This is a genomic window from Anoxybacillus kestanbolensis, from assembly GCF_001996285.1.
Lineage (GTDB): Bacteria > Bacillota > Bacilli > Bacillales > Anoxybacillaceae > Anoxybacillus > Anoxybacillus kestanbolensis_A.
On sequence record NZ_MQAD01000029.1, the window covers coordinates 45880 to 65020 of the forward strand.

At 43.0% G+C, this 19141-nt stretch carries 28 protein-coding genes, 1 pseudogene and 1 riboswitch; of the genes and pseudogenes, 10 read left to right on the plus strand and 19 right to left on the minus strand.

Annotation, left to right across the window (positions count from 1 at the left end; all coding sequences use genetic code 11):
- Positions 1–48: 48 nt before the first annotated feature.
- Positions 49–216: a hypothetical protein gene (locus tag BO219_RS14695; protein WP_198936695.1), complete on the plus strand. Its 168-nt coding sequence runs from the start codon at positions 49–51 to the stop codon at positions 214–216.
- Between the two features lies 1 nt (position 217).
- Here the strand turns inward: BO219_RS14695 and BO219_RS12900 are convergent, their stop codons facing one another.
- The 5 genes from BO219_RS12900 to BO219_RS12920 form a co-directional block, all read right to left on the minus strand.
- The gene (locus BO219_RS12900) at positions 218–1507 is read right to left on the minus strand and encodes a globin-coupled sensor protein (protein WP_077429824.1); all 1290 of its coding nucleotides are present in this window, start codon (positions 1505–1507) and stop codon (positions 218–220) included.
- 81 nt (positions 1508–1588) lie between these two features.
- Complete coding sequence (locus tag BO219_RS12905; RefSeq protein ID WP_009361115.1) at positions 1589–1732, minus strand: YvrJ family protein; 144 nt, start codon at positions 1730–1732, stop codon at positions 1589–1591.
- Positions 1733–1798: 66 nt separating this feature from the next.
- Entirely contained in the window at positions 1799–2014 is a 216-nt protein-coding gene (locus BO219_RS12910; RefSeq protein ID WP_077429825.1) for a DUF2922 domain-containing protein, read from the minus strand.
- Between the two features lie 12 nt (positions 2015–2026).
- The gene (locus BO219_RS12915; protein ID WP_004891408.1) at positions 2027–2230 is read right to left on the minus strand and encodes a DUF1659 domain-containing protein; all 204 of its coding nucleotides are present in this window, start codon (positions 2228–2230) and stop codon (positions 2027–2029) included.
- 57 nt (positions 2231–2287) lie between these two features.
- Positions 2288–2596, minus strand: coding sequence for a winged helix-turn-helix transcriptional regulator (locus BO219_RS12920; protein ID WP_077429826.1), 309 nt, complete (start codon positions 2594–2596; stop codon positions 2288–2290).
- Positions 2597–2712: 116 nt separating this feature from the next.
- Between BO219_RS12920 and BO219_RS12925 the strand changes: the two genes are divergently transcribed.
- Complete coding sequence (locus BO219_RS12925) at positions 2713–3345, plus strand: nitroreductase family protein (RefSeq protein ID WP_077429827.1); 633 nt, start codon at positions 2713–2715, stop codon at positions 3343–3345.
- Positions 3346–3357: 12 nt separating this feature from the next.
- On the opposite strand, the gene BO219_RS12930 is transcribed toward BO219_RS12925, so the two are convergent.
- Positions 3358–4611: an ATP-binding protein gene (locus BO219_RS12930; protein ID WP_077429828.1), complete on the minus strand. Its 1254-nt coding sequence runs from the start codon at positions 4609–4611 to the stop codon at positions 3358–3360.
- A gap of 18 nt (positions 4612–4629) precedes the next feature.
- Positions 4630–4872, minus strand: coding sequence for a YueH family protein (locus BO219_RS12935; RefSeq protein WP_006321639.1), 243 nt, complete (start codon positions 4870–4872; stop codon positions 4630–4632).
- Between the two features lie 256 nt (positions 4873–5128).
- Between BO219_RS12935 and BO219_RS12940 the strand changes: the two genes are divergently transcribed.
- The gene (locus BO219_RS12940; protein WP_077429829.1) at positions 5129–5653 is read left to right on the plus strand and encodes a sigma-70 family RNA polymerase sigma factor; all 525 of its coding nucleotides are present in this window, start codon (positions 5129–5131) and stop codon (positions 5651–5653) included.
- On the opposite strand, the gene BO219_RS12945 is transcribed toward BO219_RS12940, so the two are convergent.
- Positions 5580–5780, minus strand: a complete 201-nt coding sequence (locus tag BO219_RS12945; protein ID WP_077429830.1) for a hypothetical protein — start codon at positions 5778–5780, stop codon at positions 5580–5582. The two genes, BO219_RS12940 and BO219_RS12945, sit on opposite strands and share 74 nt — an antisense overlap.
- Before the next feature lie 142 nt (positions 5781–5922).
- Here BO219_RS12945 and BO219_RS12950 point away from each other — a divergent pair, with 142 nt between their 5' ends.
- Both BO219_RS12950 and BO219_RS12955 read left to right on the plus strand, forming a co-directional pair.
- Positions 5923–6252, plus strand: a complete 330-nt coding sequence (locus tag BO219_RS12950) for a hypothetical protein (protein WP_226373834.1) — start codon at positions 5923–5925, stop codon at positions 6250–6252.
- Positions 6253–6340: 88 nt separating this feature from the next.
- Positions 6341–6517: a YkvS family protein gene (locus tag BO219_RS12955; RefSeq protein WP_003396733.1), complete on the plus strand. Its 177-nt coding sequence runs from the start codon at positions 6341–6343 to the stop codon at positions 6515–6517.
- A 15-nt stretch (positions 6518–6532) separates the two neighbouring features.
- Here the strand turns inward: BO219_RS12955 and BO219_RS12960 are convergent, their stop codons facing one another.
- The 5 genes from BO219_RS12960 to queC all read right to left on the minus strand — a co-directional run bounded on the left by BO219_RS12960 (position 6533) and on the right by queC (position 9672).
- Positions 6533–7267 carry an oxidoreductase gene (locus tag BO219_RS12960; RefSeq protein ID WP_198936696.1) on the minus strand — a complete coding sequence of 245 codons (735 nt, stop codon included), beginning with the start codon at positions 7265–7267 and terminating at the stop codon, positions 6533–6535.
- A gap of 73 nt (positions 7268–7340) precedes the next feature.
- A complete protein-coding gene (gene queF, locus BO219_RS12965) occupies positions 7341–7832 on the minus strand; it encodes a preQ(1) synthase (RefSeq protein WP_006321635.1) in 492 nt (163 codons plus the stop codon).
- A gap of 18 nt (positions 7833–7850) precedes the next feature.
- Positions 7851–8573, minus strand: coding sequence for a 7-carboxy-7-deazaguanine synthase QueE (gene queE, locus BO219_RS12970; protein WP_077429831.1), 723 nt, complete (start codon positions 8571–8573; stop codon positions 7851–7853).
- Positions 8573–9010 carry a 6-carboxytetrahydropterin synthase QueD gene (gene queD / locus BO219_RS12975; RefSeq protein ID WP_077429832.1) on the minus strand — a complete coding sequence of 146 codons (438 nt, stop codon included), beginning with the start codon at positions 9008–9010 and terminating at the stop codon, positions 8573–8575. The genes queE and queD overlap by 1 nt, the downstream gene beginning before the upstream one ends.
- A complete protein-coding gene (queC, locus tag BO219_RS12980; RefSeq protein ID WP_077429833.1) occupies positions 9007–9672 on the minus strand; it encodes a 7-cyano-7-deazaguanine synthase QueC in 666 nt (221 codons plus the stop codon). The genes queD and queC overlap by 4 nt, the downstream gene beginning before the upstream one ends.
- Before the next feature lie 76 nt (positions 9673–9748).
- A riboswitch (PreQ1 riboswitch) is annotated at positions 9749–9793 on the minus strand.
- Positions 9794–10142: 349 nt separating this feature from the next.
- Between queC and phoU the strand changes: the two genes are divergently transcribed.
- Together phoU and BO219_RS12990 are read left to right on the plus strand one after the other, a co-directional pair.
- Positions 10143–10802: a phosphate signaling complex protein PhoU gene (gene phoU / locus BO219_RS12985; protein ID WP_077429834.1), complete on the plus strand. Its 660-nt coding sequence runs from the start codon at positions 10143–10145 to the stop codon at positions 10800–10802.
- A 93-nt stretch (positions 10803–10895) separates the two neighbouring features.
- Complete coding sequence (locus tag BO219_RS12990) at positions 10896–11540, plus strand: hypothetical protein (RefSeq protein WP_077429835.1); 645 nt, start codon at positions 10896–10898, stop codon at positions 11538–11540.
- Between the two features lie 46 nt (positions 11541–11586).
- Here the strand turns inward: BO219_RS12990 and BO219_RS14910 are convergent, their stop codons facing one another.
- A complete protein-coding gene (locus BO219_RS14910; RefSeq protein ID WP_226373835.1) occupies positions 11587–11700 on the minus strand; it encodes a DUF6254 family protein in 114 nt (37 codons plus the stop codon).
- Positions 11701–11806: 106 nt separating this feature from the next.
- Between BO219_RS14910 and BO219_RS12995 the strand changes: the two genes are divergently transcribed.
- Positions 11807–13420, plus strand: coding sequence for a methyl-accepting chemotaxis protein (locus tag BO219_RS12995; protein ID WP_077429836.1), 1614 nt, complete (start codon positions 11807–11809; stop codon positions 13418–13420).
- Positions 13421–13435: 15 nt separating this feature from the next.
- On the opposite strand, the gene BO219_RS13000 is transcribed toward BO219_RS12995, so the two are convergent.
- The 3 genes from BO219_RS13000 to BO219_RS13010 form a co-directional block, all read right to left on the minus strand.
- On the minus strand, positions 13436–13894 hold the full coding sequence (locus BO219_RS13000) for a hypothetical protein (protein WP_077429837.1): 459 nt from the start codon (positions 13892–13894) through the stop codon (positions 13436–13438).
- Between the two features lie 42 nt (positions 13895–13936).
- Positions 13937–14932, minus strand: a complete 996-nt coding sequence (locus BO219_RS13005) for a YkvI family membrane protein (protein WP_006321627.1) — start codon at positions 14930–14932, stop codon at positions 13937–13939.
- Positions 14933–15007: 75 nt separating this feature from the next.
- Positions 15008–15382: a FixH family protein gene (locus BO219_RS13010; protein WP_077429838.1), complete on the minus strand. Its 375-nt coding sequence runs from the start codon at positions 15380–15382 to the stop codon at positions 15008–15010.
- Between the two features lie 76 nt (positions 15383–15458).
- Between BO219_RS13010 and BO219_RS13015 the strand changes: the two genes are divergently transcribed.
- Complete coding sequence (locus BO219_RS13015; protein WP_226373836.1) at positions 15459–16346, plus strand: YncE family protein; 888 nt, start codon at positions 15459–15461, stop codon at positions 16344–16346.
- 24 nt (positions 16347–16370) lie between these two features.
- A complete protein-coding gene (locus BO219_RS13020) occupies positions 16371–16655 on the plus strand; it encodes an MspI family type II restriction endonuclease (RefSeq protein WP_077429839.1) in 285 nt (94 codons plus the stop codon).
- Positions 16656–16744: 89 nt separating this feature from the next.
- On the opposite strand, the gene BO219_RS13025 is transcribed toward BO219_RS13020, so the two are convergent.
- A complete protein-coding gene (locus BO219_RS13025; protein WP_077429840.1) occupies positions 16745–18835 on the minus strand; it encodes an ATP-dependent Clp protease ATP-binding subunit in 2091 nt (696 codons plus the stop codon).
- Between the two features lie 125 nt (positions 18836–18960).
- A pseudogene (locus BO219_RS14915) lies at positions 18961–19116 on the minus strand (TetR/AcrR family transcriptional regulator); the annotation flags it as partial.
- Positions 19117–19141: the final 25 nt, after the last annotated feature.

Consider the following 19141-nt stretch of genomic DNA (forward strand, 5'->3'; position numbering starts at 1 on the left):
TTCATTTTTTTTCACAATAAATGATAAAAAAAAGAAAGGAGTAACGCAATGATTCTTTTCCTTATGTTGACCATTATGATCGATAACTATGAAACAGTGGAGAAAAAAATTGAGCCTTCCATTTACACGACGGTAAACGAAAGGCATTATGAGCCGTTTCAACCGAGACAATACATTCGTAAAATCGAAAAGCATGAGGAAAAAACAAAAAAGTAAATTATAATTCACTCGCTAGTCCTTCTAGCTGGTCTGCTGACGCGGAGACGTGCGCGATCGCTTCATGAATGTCTCCCACCGCTTGTACGCACGCTTTCATTTCATCGTCAATGCGAACACTATATTGACAAATTTGTTCGAGCGCAGCAGCAAACTCATCGAAAAACGAATCAATCATTTTTATTCGATTTGCACTGTCGGTCATCGAACGTGACGCTTCATGTAGTGATTGTGCCATCGTAGCGAGATGGTATTGAATGTCACTTAATACGCGCGAAACGTCAGCGACGGATTGTTTCGTTTGCGTCGCAAGTTTGCGCACTTCATCAGCGACGACCGCAAACCCTTTCCCGTGCTCCCCTGCCCGCGCCGCTTCAATGGATGCGTTGAGCGAGAGCATATTCGTTTGATCCGCAATGGATGTGACGAGTGAAGCAATATGTTCGATTTCATGCATCGCTTCCTGAAGCTTGTCCATATTCGCTTCAATTTGTTTCATTTTTTCGTCCATGTGCAACATGTTTTCCACTTGCGTTTGGAGCCGCTGCTTGCCTGTCGTTGACTTTTCCGCGTTCGCAAGCGCTACAGCAGACGCTTCTTGCGCCGCTTTAGAAATGTCGGCTGCTTGCGCGTTCAGCGACGCGACGGAAGCGCTTACTTCTTCAGACACACGACTAAACTGTTGCAGCGACAATTTCACTTGCTCTTTCATTTGCTGCTTTAACGCTTCCATTTGCATCCGAAGCGCTTCACTTTCTCGTTCGTATTGTTCAAGCACGAGCTGTTGTTCAACGTTTAACATTTTTGCGATTGACTTCATAACCGCCCTTACATACGATGGACGTTCAAAATGTTCACCGACCACTTCCCACATTTCCTCAAGCAAATGTTGAAACGAAGCGATATACCATTTCGGCTCTAAGCCGATGCGTACGTGCGCTTGAGCGACGCGCCGCCTTTTTTCAGTAAATGCTTCATCGATCGTTCCGCTAAACATTTCTTTTACGTGCACCGTTAACGTTTGCTTCAATCGATCAATCGAGCTATGTTGTTGAATAATCGAAAGCAAATGGCTTTCTTTTTGAAGCGCGCCGTAAAAGGCGTCAACGATGCGCGCAATGTTTGCTTCGATGTATGGCTGAACATAGCGTAAAATCGCGACATCTTTTGTCGTCATACCAATAAGCGCAAGCTGGCGTTGCACCGTTGTATCATGGAGACGAATCGGTTCTTCTTTCATTTGTAAAATCGCTTCAAGTTGGTCGTTGCGCTGTTGTTTTCGTTTAAACAATGGATAATCCCCCTTAAATGATATAAACACGTTGCATATATGTTTATGTTATCAGACAAAAAATAAAAAGAAAACACCCATTTAGTTGGGTGCTTTCCATTGTTCGCCTAACGTGCGGATCGAGTCGATGACCGCATCTAATTTTCCTTCAATCCGATGCAGTAAATAAAATGTGACCGCAATCGGAAAACCGACATCGGAAAGAAGCGACAAATATGCTTCCATCTTTCTCATCCCTTTCGCTGTCATATACATAATAAGGTGCCCTTTACATGAGGGCACCTAAACGGCTTACGCAAACGTCCATTCTGTTATTGTTGTATCGATGAGGCGCGCTCCTTTTTTCGCAATCAAGTCGCCTCCGCTTGATGAAAAGACGTTTGCTGCAATGATCACGTCCATCACGCTAGCCACTTGTGTTTCTGTCACATCGTCGCGCGGGGCATCAACGCTTAAGCGAACCGTCTTTCCTTCTTCATTCACAAACTGTAATTCAAGCGTTTTCATTCATTATCCCTCCTATTCACCTAATACATGCACATCGTTGCGATACACGTGAACGAGCGGAGCGCTTTGCAAAGAGGCAAGCGCTTGGGCCACAGAGACGAGCGAGCTTTCCGTTGCGTTCGGTTTAATCGTATACGTTTTGTTTTTATATAGCGGTTTGCCCGTTTCTGTCACACCGACTTCAAACGTTAAGCGAAGTTGAGAACGTTGAAGCATGTCTCTCCCCTCCTTTCACTTATTACTATCGCAACGACGAGCGTAAAAGGTTAGGGACTACATCCATTTTTCTGCCCATACTTGCACAGCTTCCATCACAATGCGCAAATCTTTCCCTTTGTCCGTTAATTCATATTCAATGCGCACAGGCTTTTCAGGATATACGTGACGAACGACAATGCGCTCTTCTTCCAACTCTTTTAATCGTTCCGTTAACATTTTTTGACTAATTTCTGGAATACTCTCTGCTAATTCTTTAAAGCGAAGCGGTCCGCGAAATAAAACGTGAATAATAAGTCCGTTCCATCGCTTACCAAGCAACTGAAATGCCGCTTCGATTTTCGGACAGACGTGTGAATGTTCCATCAATCATCACCCTATGCATGAAATTTGACAAACTTATTGTAACTAAATTAACATAAATATTGTTACTGGTAAAAAGTAAGTAAAGATATTCTTGTGTGTATAAAAGGAGGATATATATGCTTTCGGTTATTGAACAACGACAATCCGTTCGTTCGGTTATTGAACAACGACAATCCGTTCGAAAATATGATCCAACTGCAACAATTTCGAAAGAACAATTAACGAAACTGTTGCAGTTAGCAGGCAAGGCGCCTTCTGCTTGGAATTTGCAACATTGGCATTTCGTCGTCTTCTATGGAAAGGAAGCGCAACAAAAGCTCCTTCCGATCGCTTACAATCAACAACAAATCGTTGAGGCGTCTGCGGTCGTTGCGGTACTTGGCGATTTACAGGCGAATAAAAAAACAGATGCGGTGTATGATCCGCTCGTTGCACAAGGAAAAATGACAAAAGAAATCAAAGACACGCTTGCCAAACAAATTGAAAACGCCTATACAAACGCACAATATGCACGCGATGCAGCATTCTCAAACGCATCGTTAGCTGCGATGCAATTGATGCTTGCCGCCAAAGCAGAAGGGTTCGACACATGCGCCATCGGCGGTTTTGACCCACAAGCATTTATGAAAACATTCCATATTCCAGACCGATACGTTCCTGTCATGCTAATTACGATCGGAAAAGCGAGCGCACCTGCCCATCCGTCATCTCGTTTGCCAATCAACGAATTGACGACATGGGTGGAGTAAAAAAGACCCGTTTTAAGACGGGTCTTTACATGTTGGCAACATGATCTGAACCCGCGTCCCTTTGCCGACTTTGCTTTCTATTTGCATCGTGCCTTTATGTTCATGAATGATTTTCATGCTCATCGTCAAACCAAGCCCCATCCCTTTTTCTTTTAACGTATAAAACGGTTCGCCGATATGTTTTAAACGCTCTTGTTCAATACCTTTTCCTGTATCTTCGACGATGACATACACGCAGTCAGCTTCATCTTTGGCGGAGATGGTGAGCGTTCCTCCTCTTGGCATCGCTTCTAATGCATTTTTCACGACGTTCACAAACACTTGGATGAGTTCATTTTTATCTCCGTATACGACGGCAGACGTGCGCGGCTCGTATTTTAGTTGTACGTTTTGTAAAATCGCTTCGTACGTAAACAACCCAACGACATATTCGAGCACATCGTGCAAAGCGAGCGGTTTATACGCTTTCATTTGCGGTTTCGCAAGTACGAGCAACTGGCTGACGATTTGGTTGACACGTTCAATTTCATCTAACATAATTTGCACGAAACGTTCGTCTACTTCTTTCGTCTCTTTCATCATTTGTAAAAAGCCTTTAATGGACGTTAACGGATTGCGAATTTCATGGGCGATGCCCGCTGCCAACTCTCCAATAACCGACAGCTTTTCTTTTTTCAACAACAGCTGCTCAGCAACTTTTTGTTGTGTAATGTCGCGTCCGATGACGACAAGTCCTTTGCGTTTGCCGTTTTCATGAAATAGTGGCACTTTAATAACGTCAAACGTTTTCATTTCACCGTTTGACATCGGAAACGATTCTTCTGCGCGCGTTACTGTTTTTGCTCGCCACGCTTCTTCATCGGAATCAATGCAATAAAGCAACGCTTCGCGAAAATGAGGAGTGTATTCCGCAAGCTCGGCATCGGTTTTTCCTTTGTAATCGACGTGCTCAAGCCCGTACAGTTTTAAACCGAAATCGTTAACCCTTAACCAGCGGCCTTGTCCATCTTTAAATGATACGAAATCAGGCATCGCATGAATGAGCGTTAACAATTCTTTCTCGCTTTCGCTCATTTGCTTTAACTGGCGATGTTTTTTTAAAGCGATATACATAAATACCGCAGATAAAATAACAAAAAGTGCACCTTTGAACGTCTGAACGTACGGTTTCATATGTGGTGGAATCGATAACCGTTCTGCATAAAAGTCTGTCAATACAATCCAAGCGATACTTACAACGACATACAGGAAAACGATATATTTCATCTAGCAACGAAACCTTCCTTACATCTCTCTCATCCATTGCGCGAGCTTCATCGCAAGTGGCAACACGTGTTCTTCGTCTAATACGTTCGCAAGCGATTGTTGCAAGCGTAATTCAATATTTGCTAAATCGTCATAAGTGACATGGATCGACCATTCTAAATAAGGAATGGCGACAACGATATATTGTTCTTTTTTATTTTCGTAAATGTACACGTTTTGTTGCAAAGATGGTGAATCAATCATTGTTTTTCTTATTTTCATGTTGCTCAAGCCTTTCCATTTTTTATTATCATAACACAAAAAATTCCCATTGTTCAAAGCATTTTTTTAGGCAAATGCACCATTTTCCGCTCTTTCTCCCCCTCATTTTCTGTATTTCCCTAAGGGAAACGCTGCGTATGCCTAACATAAACGGGGCATTTTTTTCTATTTTCTCTTTCGCGCAACGCAGGTGTGTTTGATAAGCTACATGTAACCGCGGAATACGTGAAGGCGCGCCTTTGAGAAAGGGATATATATGTCGTTTGAAACGGTTGTTGAACAATATCGTCCACTTATTTTTTACATCATTCGCAAATTACATATTCGTCGTCATGTCGATGAATATGTGCAAATCGGTTTGATCGCGCTTTGGGAAGCATATGAACGATACGACGAAACGAAAGGTTCATTTTGTACGTTTGCGTTTAAAATGATTCGTTGGCGCATCGTATCACAGCTACGGAAAGAAACGAAACACGAATACGTTCCGTTGCTAGATGACTATGTGCTAAAAGAAAATGTCGATTTTTTGTCGGACATGTTCATTCAAGATGCGTTGTCTTATTTATCGCCACGCGAGCAAATTTGGCTCGTTCGCCATGTAATTGAAGGGAAAACATTCAAACAAATTGCCGCTGAAGAAGGCGTCACCGTCAATGCCGTCAAACAATGGCGCATGTCTGCTGTAAAAAAGTTAAAGCCATACGTCAACTGCGCGGCTGATCCATGTAGTAATACACGACATCGCCACCGCGCTGTGCTACGCCGCGAAAATGTTTAAAATCTTCTTGTTGGACGAGCACATGACGAAACGTTAAAAAATGTTCTTTTTTTACAAGCGCATGCGGAATATTTCGTGTGCGCAATTGTTCAATCAGTTGCTTTGCTTCTTGTTCAGTCACGTTCATCCCTCCTTTCTTTGTTTTAACGCGCTTCACTATACATGTCAATACGATGTGCGAATGCCTAATTTTGTCATACTGACACACGTCTATAAAAAATGCACATACAATGTTGGTGGATTCTAAATGAAAGAAAGGAAGATGGACAATGAATGAAATGAATGAATGGAATATGTATGACCCGTTTCGCGCTGATCAACAAATGCCACAACAAACACAACAAATGCCACAAATGATGCCGGGCGATTGCGGTTGTGGTATGCCGATGGGACCGATGTGGCCAATGGGGCAAATGATGCCACAACAAATGCAACCGATGCCGATGCCGCAAATGATGCCACAACAAATGCAACCGATGCCAATGCCGCAAATGATGCCACAACAAATGCAACCGATGCCAATGCCGCAAATGATGCCAGACGGTTGCGGTGCACCGATGTGGCCACCAATGCCAATGCCGTATGGGCCACAGCGTTAAAAATAGTTGAAAATGCCCTTTACGAACGAGGAAAAATCATGCAAAATAGAAAAAAGGTTTAAAAATTCAAAAGTAAAGGGGATTTTCAATGAAAAAAGCGCAAATTGGCGACGTCATTGAATTTAAAAATGGGTTGCGGGGGATCGTTGAAAAAGTAAACGAAAATTCCGTCATTGTCGATTTAACGTACATGGAAAACTATAAAGAACTCGACTTGCAAGAACGGACGGTCGTCAACCATAAAAATTACAAAATTGTTGAGTAATGAAAAGAGGGCTGCTTATTGTTGATGAGACAGCCCTCTTTGTTGTTCACATTGCCCTTTCATCTCGCTACATTCGTAAATATATACACCTTGCTTTTCCGAAAGCGCGGCACGATACATCGCTTCCGCCACTTGCTTAGCTGCAATCGGTTTATATTTTTCCCATTTGCCAACGAATGCAAATGAAAAACCGGAACATAGCCATTCCGCTGTTTTTTCGCCGAGGCGAAATTCTTGTCGCTCTCCTGTTAATAACGATGGGCGGAAAATGTGAAGCGAGCGAATCGTCAGTCGCTGCAACGCCTCTTCCGTTTCTCCTTTGACGCGGTTGTAAAAAAACATCGAATGCGGGTGCGCGCCGATCGCAGAAACGAATAAAAACGTTTTAACATGGCATTTTTCTGCTAGTTTTGCGGCACGTAACGTATATTCGTAATCGACTTTAATGAATTGCTGTTTTGTTTTTGCTTTTTTCATCGTCGTACCTAAACAGCTAAATACGTCGTCCACATGAAAATATTCTTCATATTGTTCAATTCGGTCAAAATCGACGATGACTTGTTGTAATTTTTCGTGTTTGCATGCCATCGGCTTTCGAACAAGCACCGTCACTCGTTCATAATGCTCTGAACGAAGCAATCGTTGGAGAAGTTCTCCTCCGACTAATCCGCTTGCCCCGATCACAAGAGCAGTTCTCTGTCTCAAATGAAGACCCCCCAAACGAAAAAAAGGTTCGTAACAATTTGTCATTATATACCCGTTTACGAAAAAAAACTAGCTATCTTTTGTGATTTTTTTAAGGCTGGCTTATAAGCCAGCCCCATTAACGATTATCGACTTTTTCTGGATATAAATCGTGGTTTAATAGGCGATATTCCGCCATTTGTTCATATTTCGTTCCCGGGCGTCCCCAGTTGCAATATGGGTCGATCGAAATGCCGCCGCGCGGTGTAAATTTGCCCCATACTTCAATGTAGCGCGGCTCCATGACGCGAATTAAATCGTTCATAATAATATTGACACAATCTTCATGGAAATCACCATGATTGCGGAAGCTAAATAAATATAACTTCAACGACTTACTTTCGACACATTTTTTATCAGGAATGTAACTAATGTAAATAGTGGCAAAATCTGGTTGATTTGTTTTAGGACATAAACTCGTGAACTCCGGACAGTTAAATTTAACAAAATAATCGCGATCTGGATGTTTGTTGTCGAACACTTCTAAAATGTCAGGACTATATTCGAATACATATTTCGTTCCTTGGTTGCCAAGGAGTGTGACGCCTTGTAATTCCTCTTCTTTTCTCATGATTCCTTCCTCCTTTATTTATACGCCGCGGCGATTGCCCCATAATAACGTGTGTAGTTGCGGCAAGACGCGGACGTTGTTCATCTCTTTAGACTGTACTACTTTGTCAACGAGCCATTCAAGTTTTTGCAATAATTGAAGGCGAAGCGTAACGTCATCCGCTTCGTGTATGTGATCGTTTCCGACTTGTACGTAAAACGGGACGGTTGGATAGCGTTGATGCACATGTTTGGCGTATGCAAAATCTTCATCGTCAAACACGACAACTTTTAAGCTCACATGCCCGCGATGCGCTGTGAGTCGTTCCATTATCGTATCAAGCATTGTAAAATTTGTTTTCATATTTGAACTTGGCGGCTTTGGTGAAATCGTTAAATCGTCAATGTCATAAAACCAATCTTGCCATACGCTCCCTTGCGTTTCTAAGCCGATGCGCATGTTATGTTCTTTTAATAATGAAATAAGAGCACGAAGTCCTTTTAATAACGCTGGGTTGCCTCCAGAAATCGTCACGTGGTTAAAACGGTCACCACCAAGTTGTTTCAGCTGTTGCCAAATGTCTTCAGCCGTCATTTGCTTTACTTCGTCTTTTGCAGAACCGTCCCACGTAAACGATGAATCGCACCAGCGACAACGATAATCGCATCCGGCGGTGCGCACGAACATCGTTTTTTGTCCGATGACCATCCCTTCCCCTTGAATCGTTGGTCCGAACATTTCAATGACGGGAATGCGCTCCATTATTGTTTCCCTGCTTTCGGACGATATACGACATAGCTTGTCGGGGACTCCCGCACAAACACTTGAACGCATGTCGGTTTGTTTGGCAACGTGTCTAAATGTTGTTGCACGATTTCAGCAATTTTGCGCGCTACGACTTCTGTCGTCGGAAAATGTTCCGCCTGCGTGTTGCTAAATACATCGGTATGATCGTTCATTAACGTATGGTCAAAACGATTGTGGATAAGTTTTTTTAACTGTTGAAAGTTAATTAAAAAACCGGAATCATCCAGCTCGTCACCGGCAACGGTAATGTTGATAAAATACGTATGTCCGTGCAAGTTCGCACATTGCCCGGCCGCTTCATGTGGAATAAAGTGCGCCGCCGCGATTTGCATATCTTTATTTAGCTCATAGCGAAACGGATGAATGACTTGCGGATAAATTTGTTGGATCATCGCACATTTGCTCCTTTCTTTTCATTCATATATTGGTCAAGACCGCGTTTGCGCAACACGCACGCTGGACATTCGCCGCACCCGTCAGCGATGATGCCGTTATAGCACGTGAGCGTCTTATTGCGCACGAACTCAAGCGCACCTAACTCATCTGCAAGCTTCCACGTTTCCGCTTTATTGAGCCACATAAGCGGCGTATGAATGACAAATTGGTAATCCATCGCTAAATTTAGCGTCACGTTTAACGATTTAATAAATACGTCGCGACAGTCCGGATAGCCGCTAAAATCCGTTTCGCACACCCCTGTCACGAGATGGCGTGCTCCTTTTTGTTTTGCCAGCACCGCCGCAAATGATAAAAACAATAAATTGCGTCCATCGACAAACGTGGACGGCAATTGTCCTTCTTTTTGCTCGATTGCTATATCGCTTCTTGTAAGCGCATTTGGTGCGAGCTGATTTAATAGCGACATATCAAGCACCGTATGGGGTACGTTCAGCTCTTTAGCAATCGAAGCGGCAACGTCAATTTCAAGTCGATGTCGTTGGTTATAGTCAAACGTCACCGCTTCCACTTCAGCAAAATGTTTTTTCGCCCAAAATAAACACGTTGTGCTATCTTGGCCACCGCTGAAAACAACAACTGCTTTTTCCTTTTTCATCTTTCGCTCTCCTTTCTAACATCGTAAGAAGAAAGAGCGTTCTAAAACAAAAACGCTATACCCCCTAAGGACATAGCGATCCCTAGTTTTTTTATAGAGGGTGTTCTAGAACCTCTCCTACGCCAGCAGCGTAGAATTCTTCTTCAATTGTACGCCTAACAATATACCATAAAACATATATTCATTCTATAAAAAAATTATGCTTTATTTGTGAACGGTTTTCAGGATATAATAACAACAAGAAAGGCGCAAAGCGCCCCAATTTCGCCTAAAGGCAGCCCGCTTCCTGCGGGCAACGGCGAAATGTCGCCATCCTTGGCTCCGCGAAGAGCGCACAAGCCCCATCGGGGAGGCTTAGCCGCCGAAAGAAGGGGCGGAGCGACTCGAGCCGATGGCGCTTGGAGCTAGACAGCTCCCTAAATCTGAAATTTTATACTTTCTTATCTTTCAAAAAAGTTAGGTGATTCAACATGACAAAACGTTCTACTTTTGACGCTGCACTTCAACAGCTGCGCGAAAAATTAATGACAATGGTATCTGCCTCTCAACAGGCGCTCCATGAATCAATTGAAGCGTTAAAAACGCAAAATATCGCAAAAGCGGATGAAATTATTGAAAACGATAAAAAAATTAACGAGCTTGAACGAGAAATTAACGAACTGGCGATTATGACGATTTTAAAACAACAACCAGTCGCATCTGACTTACGGCGGTTAATTGTCGCCCTCAAAATTTCATCGGATGTCGAACGTATTGGTGACATTGCGGTTAATATCGCCAAATCGGTGAAATTTATCGGCACAGAGCCACACGTGAAACCGATCGTTCACATTCCTGAAATGGCAGCAATCGTCAATGAAATGTTAGATCATGCGCTTCATGCGTTCCATAACGATGATATTGAAGAAGCGAAACGCATTGCGCTTGAAGATGATCGCGTAGATGAGTTGCAAGGAAAAATTATTCAAGAATTAATCAACTTAATGAGCGAAAAACCTGAGTTTACAAACCAAATTACGCAATTGTCGTTTGTGACGCGCAATTTAGAGCGCGCTGGCGACCATGTAACAAACATCGCTGAAAATATTTTATATAGCGTCAAGGGAATTCGTATTGATTTGAATTATTAAACATTTAGGTGCCTCATATTAGTTTGAGGCATCTTTTTTTATCGCTTTCTTTTTTATGCGATGATATAATGTTGTCGGGGGAGGTGAGTAAACATGGGTGATATGCTCAAACGTATTTTCGATGAGCTCGCATCGTTGCGCGAACACATGGCTACAAAAGACGATATCGCCAGCATCGAACAACGCATGGCTACAAAAGACGATATCGCTGCCATGGACAAGCGTATCGAACACATGGCTACAAAAGACGATATCGCCAGCATCGAACAACGTATGGCTACAAAAGATGATATCGCCGCCATGGACAAGCGTATCGAACACATCGAACAAACGATGGCCACAAAAGACGATATCACTAGCATCGAACAACGCATGGCTACAAAAGATGATATCGCCGCCATGGACAAGCGTATCGAACACATCGAACAAACGATGGCCACAAAAGACGATATCGCCAGCATCGAACAACGTATGGCTACAAAAGACGATATCGCCAGCATCGAACAACGTATGGCCACGAAAGATGACATCGCAGATCTTCCTCTCATTAAACAAGCTGTATTTGAAATACTAGAAGCAGTCAATGAAATCCCAACGATCAAGCAAAACCTCGCTGACATGTCCGAGAAACTTGAAGATGTCATCGCAACCCAAGCACGACACGAGCTCGCGATTCAGTCGCTTGCTGTTCGATCACTTGTACATGAAAACGAAATTCGTGCACTAAAAGCAAAATAACGATGCAAAAGGCTGTCACAAACTTCCTTGGGACAGCCTTTTCCATTTATTTTTCCTCTTTTGCTAGTTGTTCAAACGACTTCACTTTCCCGTTCGGTTCATTTTGCGCTTGCTTACGAACGGTCCATTGTCGCTCTTTTTGTCGTTTCGATTGAGTCATTGTGCCACCTCCCCTTTTTATCATTTGTTCCTTTTTCTTTTTTATGACTTTTTTATTGTTTGAAAATTGTGTATATTTTAGATGAGGAGAAAAGGGGGAGAGGAAATTGCTACAATCAAAACAAGCAAAAAAAGCGTTACAAAAAGTGCAACGGGTCGCGAAAGAAGTCAAACGAGCGACTCGATTCGATCAACCGCTCGCTCAACAGCTCGATTCGTTGCGCGCTATATTAGACCGTCATCTCGATCGCGATGAATATTTCGTCATCGTCGATGAAGACGGGCGCAGCCTCGTGCATACAAATCGATTACGCGAAGGCATGGTGTTTGATGACGAAGTAGGAAAAAAATCTGCAACGACCACTACTCCACTGTTGCAACTGTATAAACGAAATACAGGCGAAGTGCTCATCGACGCTGCTTGTCCGCTGTTCGAACAAAATGGAAAGCGCTTTAATTTACGAATGGGCCGTTTAATTCATCAGCCGTATATGGAAATGTGGCTTGGCGCCATCGTTTTATTGCCAGTCGCCGCTCTTTTTATCGTTGCCCTTCTCATGCGAATGCCACTAAAACAAACGTTTATGCTTGTTGTCGGGACAGGCATCGTTGGGTTTGTCGTTTCTTTTTCGTTTTATCGCATCATCATGAATCGACTGCGCGCTTGGTATCACGTCACGCGCGCTGTATCATCGGGACAGTTGCAGGAAGAAGTGAAAACGGTCGGCAAGCGCAATGCGTTTCATCAAATCGGCTATGAAATTAATAAAGTCATTCTCGGCTTGCGCATGATTTTACAACAAATCGCCAAAGCTACCCACTCCGTCGAACAAGTGAGCCACGAACAAAAAGAAGAAGCGAAGCGCATTGCGGAAGCGTTCGATGAAGTATCCGCGACGATGGAAACGTTTCGTGAAGGGGCACAAAAACAAACCGCATTTGTCGACGAAGCGAAACAGCGCATTCAAACGATGCTTCAATATATGCATACCGTCCAAACAGACATCGAACAAGTCGTGAAAAGCGCACAATCGACATTTGACGCCGCACAAACAGGATATCACGATATGCAAACGATCGAAAAACAAATGAAAGAAACGAAACAACAAATGAACGACACCGCCCAAGGCATTCAATCGGTCGCAAAAGAAGCGGACGCGTTAATCCAAAAAGTATCCGCCATTACCGCCATTGCGGAACAAACGAACATGTTGGCATTAAACGCTTCCATTGAAGCTGCCCGCGCAGGAGAGTCCGGAAAAGGATTTGCGGTTGTCGCGTCGGAAGTACGTAAACTGGCAGAACATACGAACACTTTTGCGGCAGAAATTTTATCATCGCTTGCGAACACCCATCGCCAACTATCAACGGTCGCAAACGCAGTAATTAACCAAGCGAATACAATAGACGAAACGACCGGCTCGTTAACAAAAATGACCGAAAGTCTCGCCCATTTCCAAACGATGTCACATGAACTAAACGCTTTAATTCAACGGAATCGAACGCTGATGCAACAAACGACAAAAGAAGGCAACGAGCTACATGAAGCAATCACAGACATTTACACGATCGCCAACGACTTTACAAAAGTCGTTCACGAAACAGCAAGCGGTCTTGAACAACAAGCGATGAGCGTCCATCAACTTGCGAAAGAAGCAGCCGTGTTGGCAGAAAACGTCAATCAGCTGAAACAAATTTTACATCGGTTTGGCGTGGAATAAAGAGAAAAGGCGAGCCTAATGTGCATTGGCTCGCTCTTTTTTTGTATGATACATATATGCCAAAATGCCGATCATTAAAATAAAAAGAAGTAAAAACGTATTCCCTGCTTCTAAACTAGCTGCAACGCTACACCCGAAACAAAAGAGAAGCGGCGTTTTCAGCCACTCTTCACCGCTAAATAACCACCATTCCAACAAACCGGTCGTAAACGCCAATACGTACATCGTTCCGTCATGAAACAAAACATAACCGCCAAATGCAAGCGCGCCCATCCATAATGCGATCGCTGCTGGCAAGAAAAGAAACGCTTCGTGTTCACGTACACCGCGCTTCAACACATATATATGAACGATAAGTCCAAAAGAAAAAACAATAAGAGGCCATACACGTGCATCGTACCATTGAATGATGTGAAATGTCTCAAGTGTAAATACAATAAGCAAAGCTACAATAGCGATAACCGTTTGCCGCATGAACCCACCTCCTTACATTCAATGTACTACATTTCGTTTTTTCTAGCTAGGCATTTTTCGATAGAAAAGTAAGAAAATAAAGATGATACTAACATACCCAAACAAAGGGTACAATACGGTTAAAAGCGCATGATACCCGACTAAACTAAACGCATACATCATAAGTAAAAGCACGATGAGAACAAAGATCGGCGTTTGAGAAAAAAGCGCCAATTTCCGATGTAATCCGAATACGCCCGCGATAAACGAAGTGAAAATTTCACCATAAATAATGACGACATATAGCCCGTAAAACGATGTGAGCGAACGTTTCACGACTTCCGCCATCGGAATGCTGTAAGATGGCAAATTAGGAAGTAAAGAAAGCGCGAAATGACTGCTAAATAAAATAAACATAAGCAATATGCCGCCAAGCCATCCCCCAAGGCGAATCGCCCGTTCATCTTTTACTTCGGTTGCAAGCGGAACGAGCACAACTTGTGCCATCGCTAAATTAAACGCCACATACGCAAACGGGGAAAAAAACGCGGCAAGCGGTGGCTTCGTCCAGACGATGTCGCTTTCATTTATGAGCGCAATCGACAAACTAAAAATAATCATAAGCGGCACAACGACCATATTGACGCTTAAAATACCATTTAAACCGAACAACATCGTCACAAACGCAAGCAACATCGTAAACAAAAGCCCGACATGCGCTGGCATATGAAGCTGTTCTTCAAACACCGCCCCTGCTCCCGACAACATAACAGACGTCACGCTAAATAGCACAACAAACATAAACAAATTGACAACTGCGCTCATTTTTCCGAACAAATAGGCGTTGAATTGCTCATATGACCGCGCTTGAAGCCGATTTGCCATCACCATTAAACGCGTCCCGAAAAAAATAAATAGACCTCCGCTTCCTGCAATCATGACCGTCCCAATTGCTCCGTATTGCGTAAAAAACTGTACAATTTCTTTTCCTGTCGCAAATCCAGCCCCGACTACCGTTCCGACATATACAAACGCAATTTGAATCGCCCGCATCCACATACGCTCTCCCCCACTCGTCCATTTTTTCTATATATATATATGAAAAAAAACGGCGAATATTTTCCGCCGTTTTTCTTATTCCACTACTACATCAACTTTTGGCATATTGTGCATATTTTTCGCTGTCACATGTGCGACGACGGCATACGTCCCTTTCGTTTCGAACGTATAGCGCGCGACATATTTCCCATCACCGACATGTTTTCCTTCTAACATTTGCCGATTTTCTTCTCCATGCTTCCACACTTCAAACTTCACTTCCGATGCATCGGTCACTTTTTCGTCACCGTATGTCACAAAACATGCAAGCTCGACTTCTTCATTCACCGGAAGCTTTTCTTCTACCGCCATTTTGACGTCCAAATACGCCAGCTCTTCTTCTTCTGCTTTGTTTGCACAACCTGCCACAACAAGCAAAGCGAAGACAAACAACAACAACCACTTTTTCATTTTAATCCCCTTCCATGTTACAATAATTTCACAAAATCATCACAATCATTTGCTACAATGATGATACATATACACGATGGAGGATGCGTACGATGCAAGTTCGTTTCTTTTTTTGCTTATCATCGTCGTTTTATTGGCAAGCTGCACACCAGAGACGTACACCCCAATTCCCCGAAACAAATCGGTCGTTGGGGTCGTCAATATAAAGGAGCAAAGCTTATCCTTCGTTGATTATAACACAAAAAAAACGATGGCAACATGGAAGATGAAAAATCCGGTAACGAAAGCCATCCTCCTTCCTGATGGCGATACGGTCATGTTGTTTGGACAAGACATGGATGAAATGATGATGTACACGCTATCGACAGGGAAAGAGAAAAAACGTTGGCGCGTAAACAAAGGGGTTACCGATGTGCTCGTCACAAAACACGAATTGCTCGTTGTGAACGAAAAAGACGGAACGGTATCGGTCATGACGTTCGACGGAAAAGTAAAAGAGACGATCGCTACTCCCCCCTCCCCTTTTTCCATCGTCGCCGACAACAAACATCGGCAATGGATTGTCATTCATTTTAAACATGGCGCTATTTCATTTATTGACCAGCAAACAAAACGAGTGAAACGAACGGTCGATACGCTCGATTTTGCGGTCAGCGGCTTAGTTGTTGCTGAAACGGATGAACTATGGGTCGGTGGACATGGGAGCGGAGCGTATATTCAGCAAGAAGCGTATGTTCATTCGCTTGTCGACGGACGGTTGCTTGCGCGTGTGAAGGCAGAAACGATGCCGATTCAATTTTCGCAAACGAACGAAGCGGTATATGTACTTTGTCACGGTTCAAAATCGTCAAACTGCACGGCGGCTCGATTCGTTTTGAAAGCGAACGAGGGAAAGGAACGACAGTATACGTGCAATTGCCGCTATACGATGCGATATAGTACAACAGACTTATCCCATGATTAGGAGGACACGGCGCGATGAAATTACATGCTATTCCTAAAAATAATGGAAAATGAACTCCCTAACCTCAATAAAAAATTAGCACAATGGGCTTATGCAGGAATTGGCGGATATGGAAATCAAAAGATTCATTGGGCAAATTATATCATTGTTTTCAAAAATGATACCAAGACACTTGAAATGGAAAAAATAGATGTTTATATTACAAATATATTACAAAATGTAAAAGGACAAATGGGCACTTCTTTTCAATGGACCTATCCATCTAAGAAAAAAGGAAAATCCATACAGCTAAAAGGAAAGATTACTTAATTTTTCGATGAATAAATATATTACGTGTGTGCACATCGTTAAGAAGAAACAAGGTGCCCCACTTGCTTTTGGGACACCTTTTTTCTGTTTTATTTGCCTTTTTCAGCATGAACGACGATGCGATCGTCTTTTACATCGATGTGGATCGTGCGCACATCATGCTCATCAAGCAGCACGTCGGCAATTTGATCTTCGACATGTTCTTGCATGACGCGGCGGAGCGGACGAGCACCGAACGTTGGATGATAGCCGAGTTCAGCTAATTTTTCTTTCGCTTTGTCGCTAATCGTCATCGTGATATGTTGTTCATCAAGCGTGCGTTGCAATTCCGCAAGCATAAGGTCAACGATTTGCAACATATGCGTTTTTTCAAGCGGTTTAAATTCGACAATGGCGTCGAGACGGTTTAAAAATTCTGGTTTAAAGTATAGGCTGAGGCGTTGAAGCAAGTCACCTTCTCCGATCGTACCGGCGTTTGATGTCATAATGATGACCGTATCTTTAAAGCTGACGGTACGGCCTTGGCTATCTGTTAAACGACCGTCTTCTAAAATTTGCAAGAACATATGTTGTACATCTGGGTGCGCTTTTTCCATTTCGTCAAGCAAGATGATGCTGTAAGGATTGCGGCGCACTTTTTCCGTTAATTGACCGGCTTCTTCGTGACCAATGTAGCCAGGAGGTGCACCGATGAGTTTCGATACAGCATGTTTTTCCATATATTCACTCATATCTAAGCGAATCATCGCATCTGTTGAGCCAAACAATTGTTCAGCAAGCGTCTTCGATAATTCTGTTTTACCGACGCCAGTCGGACCGACGAATAAGAACGAACCGATCGGACGGTTTTTCGCTTTCAAGCCAGCGCGGCTTCTACGAATGGCTTTCGCGATTTTTCTCACCGCTTCTTCTTGCCCGATCACTTTTTTCGCTAAGTTTTCTTCTAAATGTTTCATTTTCGTTTGTTCCTCAGCTTGTAATTTGCCGACTGGAATGCCTGTTTTTTCTTCAATGATTTGTTGAATATGGGCGACATCGACGATCGGTTGTTCAGCTTGTCCGTTTTGTTGCAATTGTTTTTCAAGCTGTAATTCTTCGGTGCGTAATTTTGCTGCAAGTTCGTAGTTTTCTTCTTGGGCGGCTTTTTCTTTTTCTTTTTTGATTTGCTCGAGACGTTGTTCGATCGCTTCTTTATTTGTCGGTGTCGCTTTTAAGCTTACTTTTGAGCCCGCTTCGTCTAACAAGTCAATCGCTTTGTCAGGGAGGAAGCGATCTTGAATGTAGCGATGTGACAATGTGACGCAGGCGTGAATCGCTTCATCCGTATATTTCACTTGATGGAATTGTTCGTATTTTGGCTGAATGCCTTTTAACATGTTAATCGCCTGTTCGATCGTCGGTTCATGAACGATGACGGGTTGGAAACGGCGTTCAAGCGCAGCGTCTTTTTCGATTTGACGATATTCTTTTAACGTTGTTGCGCCGATGATTTGTAATTCGCCGCGAGCAAGCGTCGGTTTTAAAATGTTGCTTGCATCCATCGAGCCTTCTGCCGAACCCGCTCCGACGAGTAAATGAATTTCGTCGATGAATAAGATGACGTTTTTCCGTTGTTGCAATTCGGCAATTAATTGTTTCATCCGCTCTTCAAATTGACCGCGAATGCCTGTATTGGCAACGAGCGATGCAACGTCAAGCACGTACACTTCTTTATTTAACAATTTCGTCGGAACAGACCCTTCGGCAATTTTAAGCGCTAATCCTTCTACGATCGCCGTTTTACCGACACCTGGTTCACCGATTAATACCGGGTTGTTTTTGTTGCGGCGATTTAAAATTTCGATGACGCGTTCAATTTCTTTTTCGCGTCCGATAACCGGATCGATAAGTCCTGCTTTCGCAAGTTGTGTTAAGTTGCGACCGAATTGATCAAGCAATCCGTTTCGCTTCGGTTGTTCTTGGTGTATTTGTTGCTCGATATGGGAATGTTCTGTAAGCGGTGCGAAAAAGTCGGAGAACCATTGGTCGAGACGATCGAAGTGGAATCCTGCTGGCACTTTTAATTGTTGTTTTTGCTTTGCATAGCACGCATCGCAAAGGTGTAATTGTTGTTTTTCATTGTTTACTTGTACGTGTAAAAAGACGTTTGCTTTATTTTGTTTACATGCTTGGCACATCATAGGCACCAACCTCCTTTTGACTTTGACTATATTTGACCTTTATGTCTTTATTATAATTTGACCTTCTTTGACTTTCAAGACCTTTTTTAAAAAAAAATAAAAAAACATGATAGAAAAATGCCCTATCATGTTTTCGTCAACCCATTCATCAAAAACTGAATCGTCCGCTCGATCTCTTGTTCATCATCCCACGGATAATCCGGCATGACGATAAAGCGCGTTAATAAAAAACCGGCAATTGTCGTGATCGTTAGCCGAATAATTGTTTCCGGCGGAAGTGGATATTAGGTTATCAATTTTATTAAA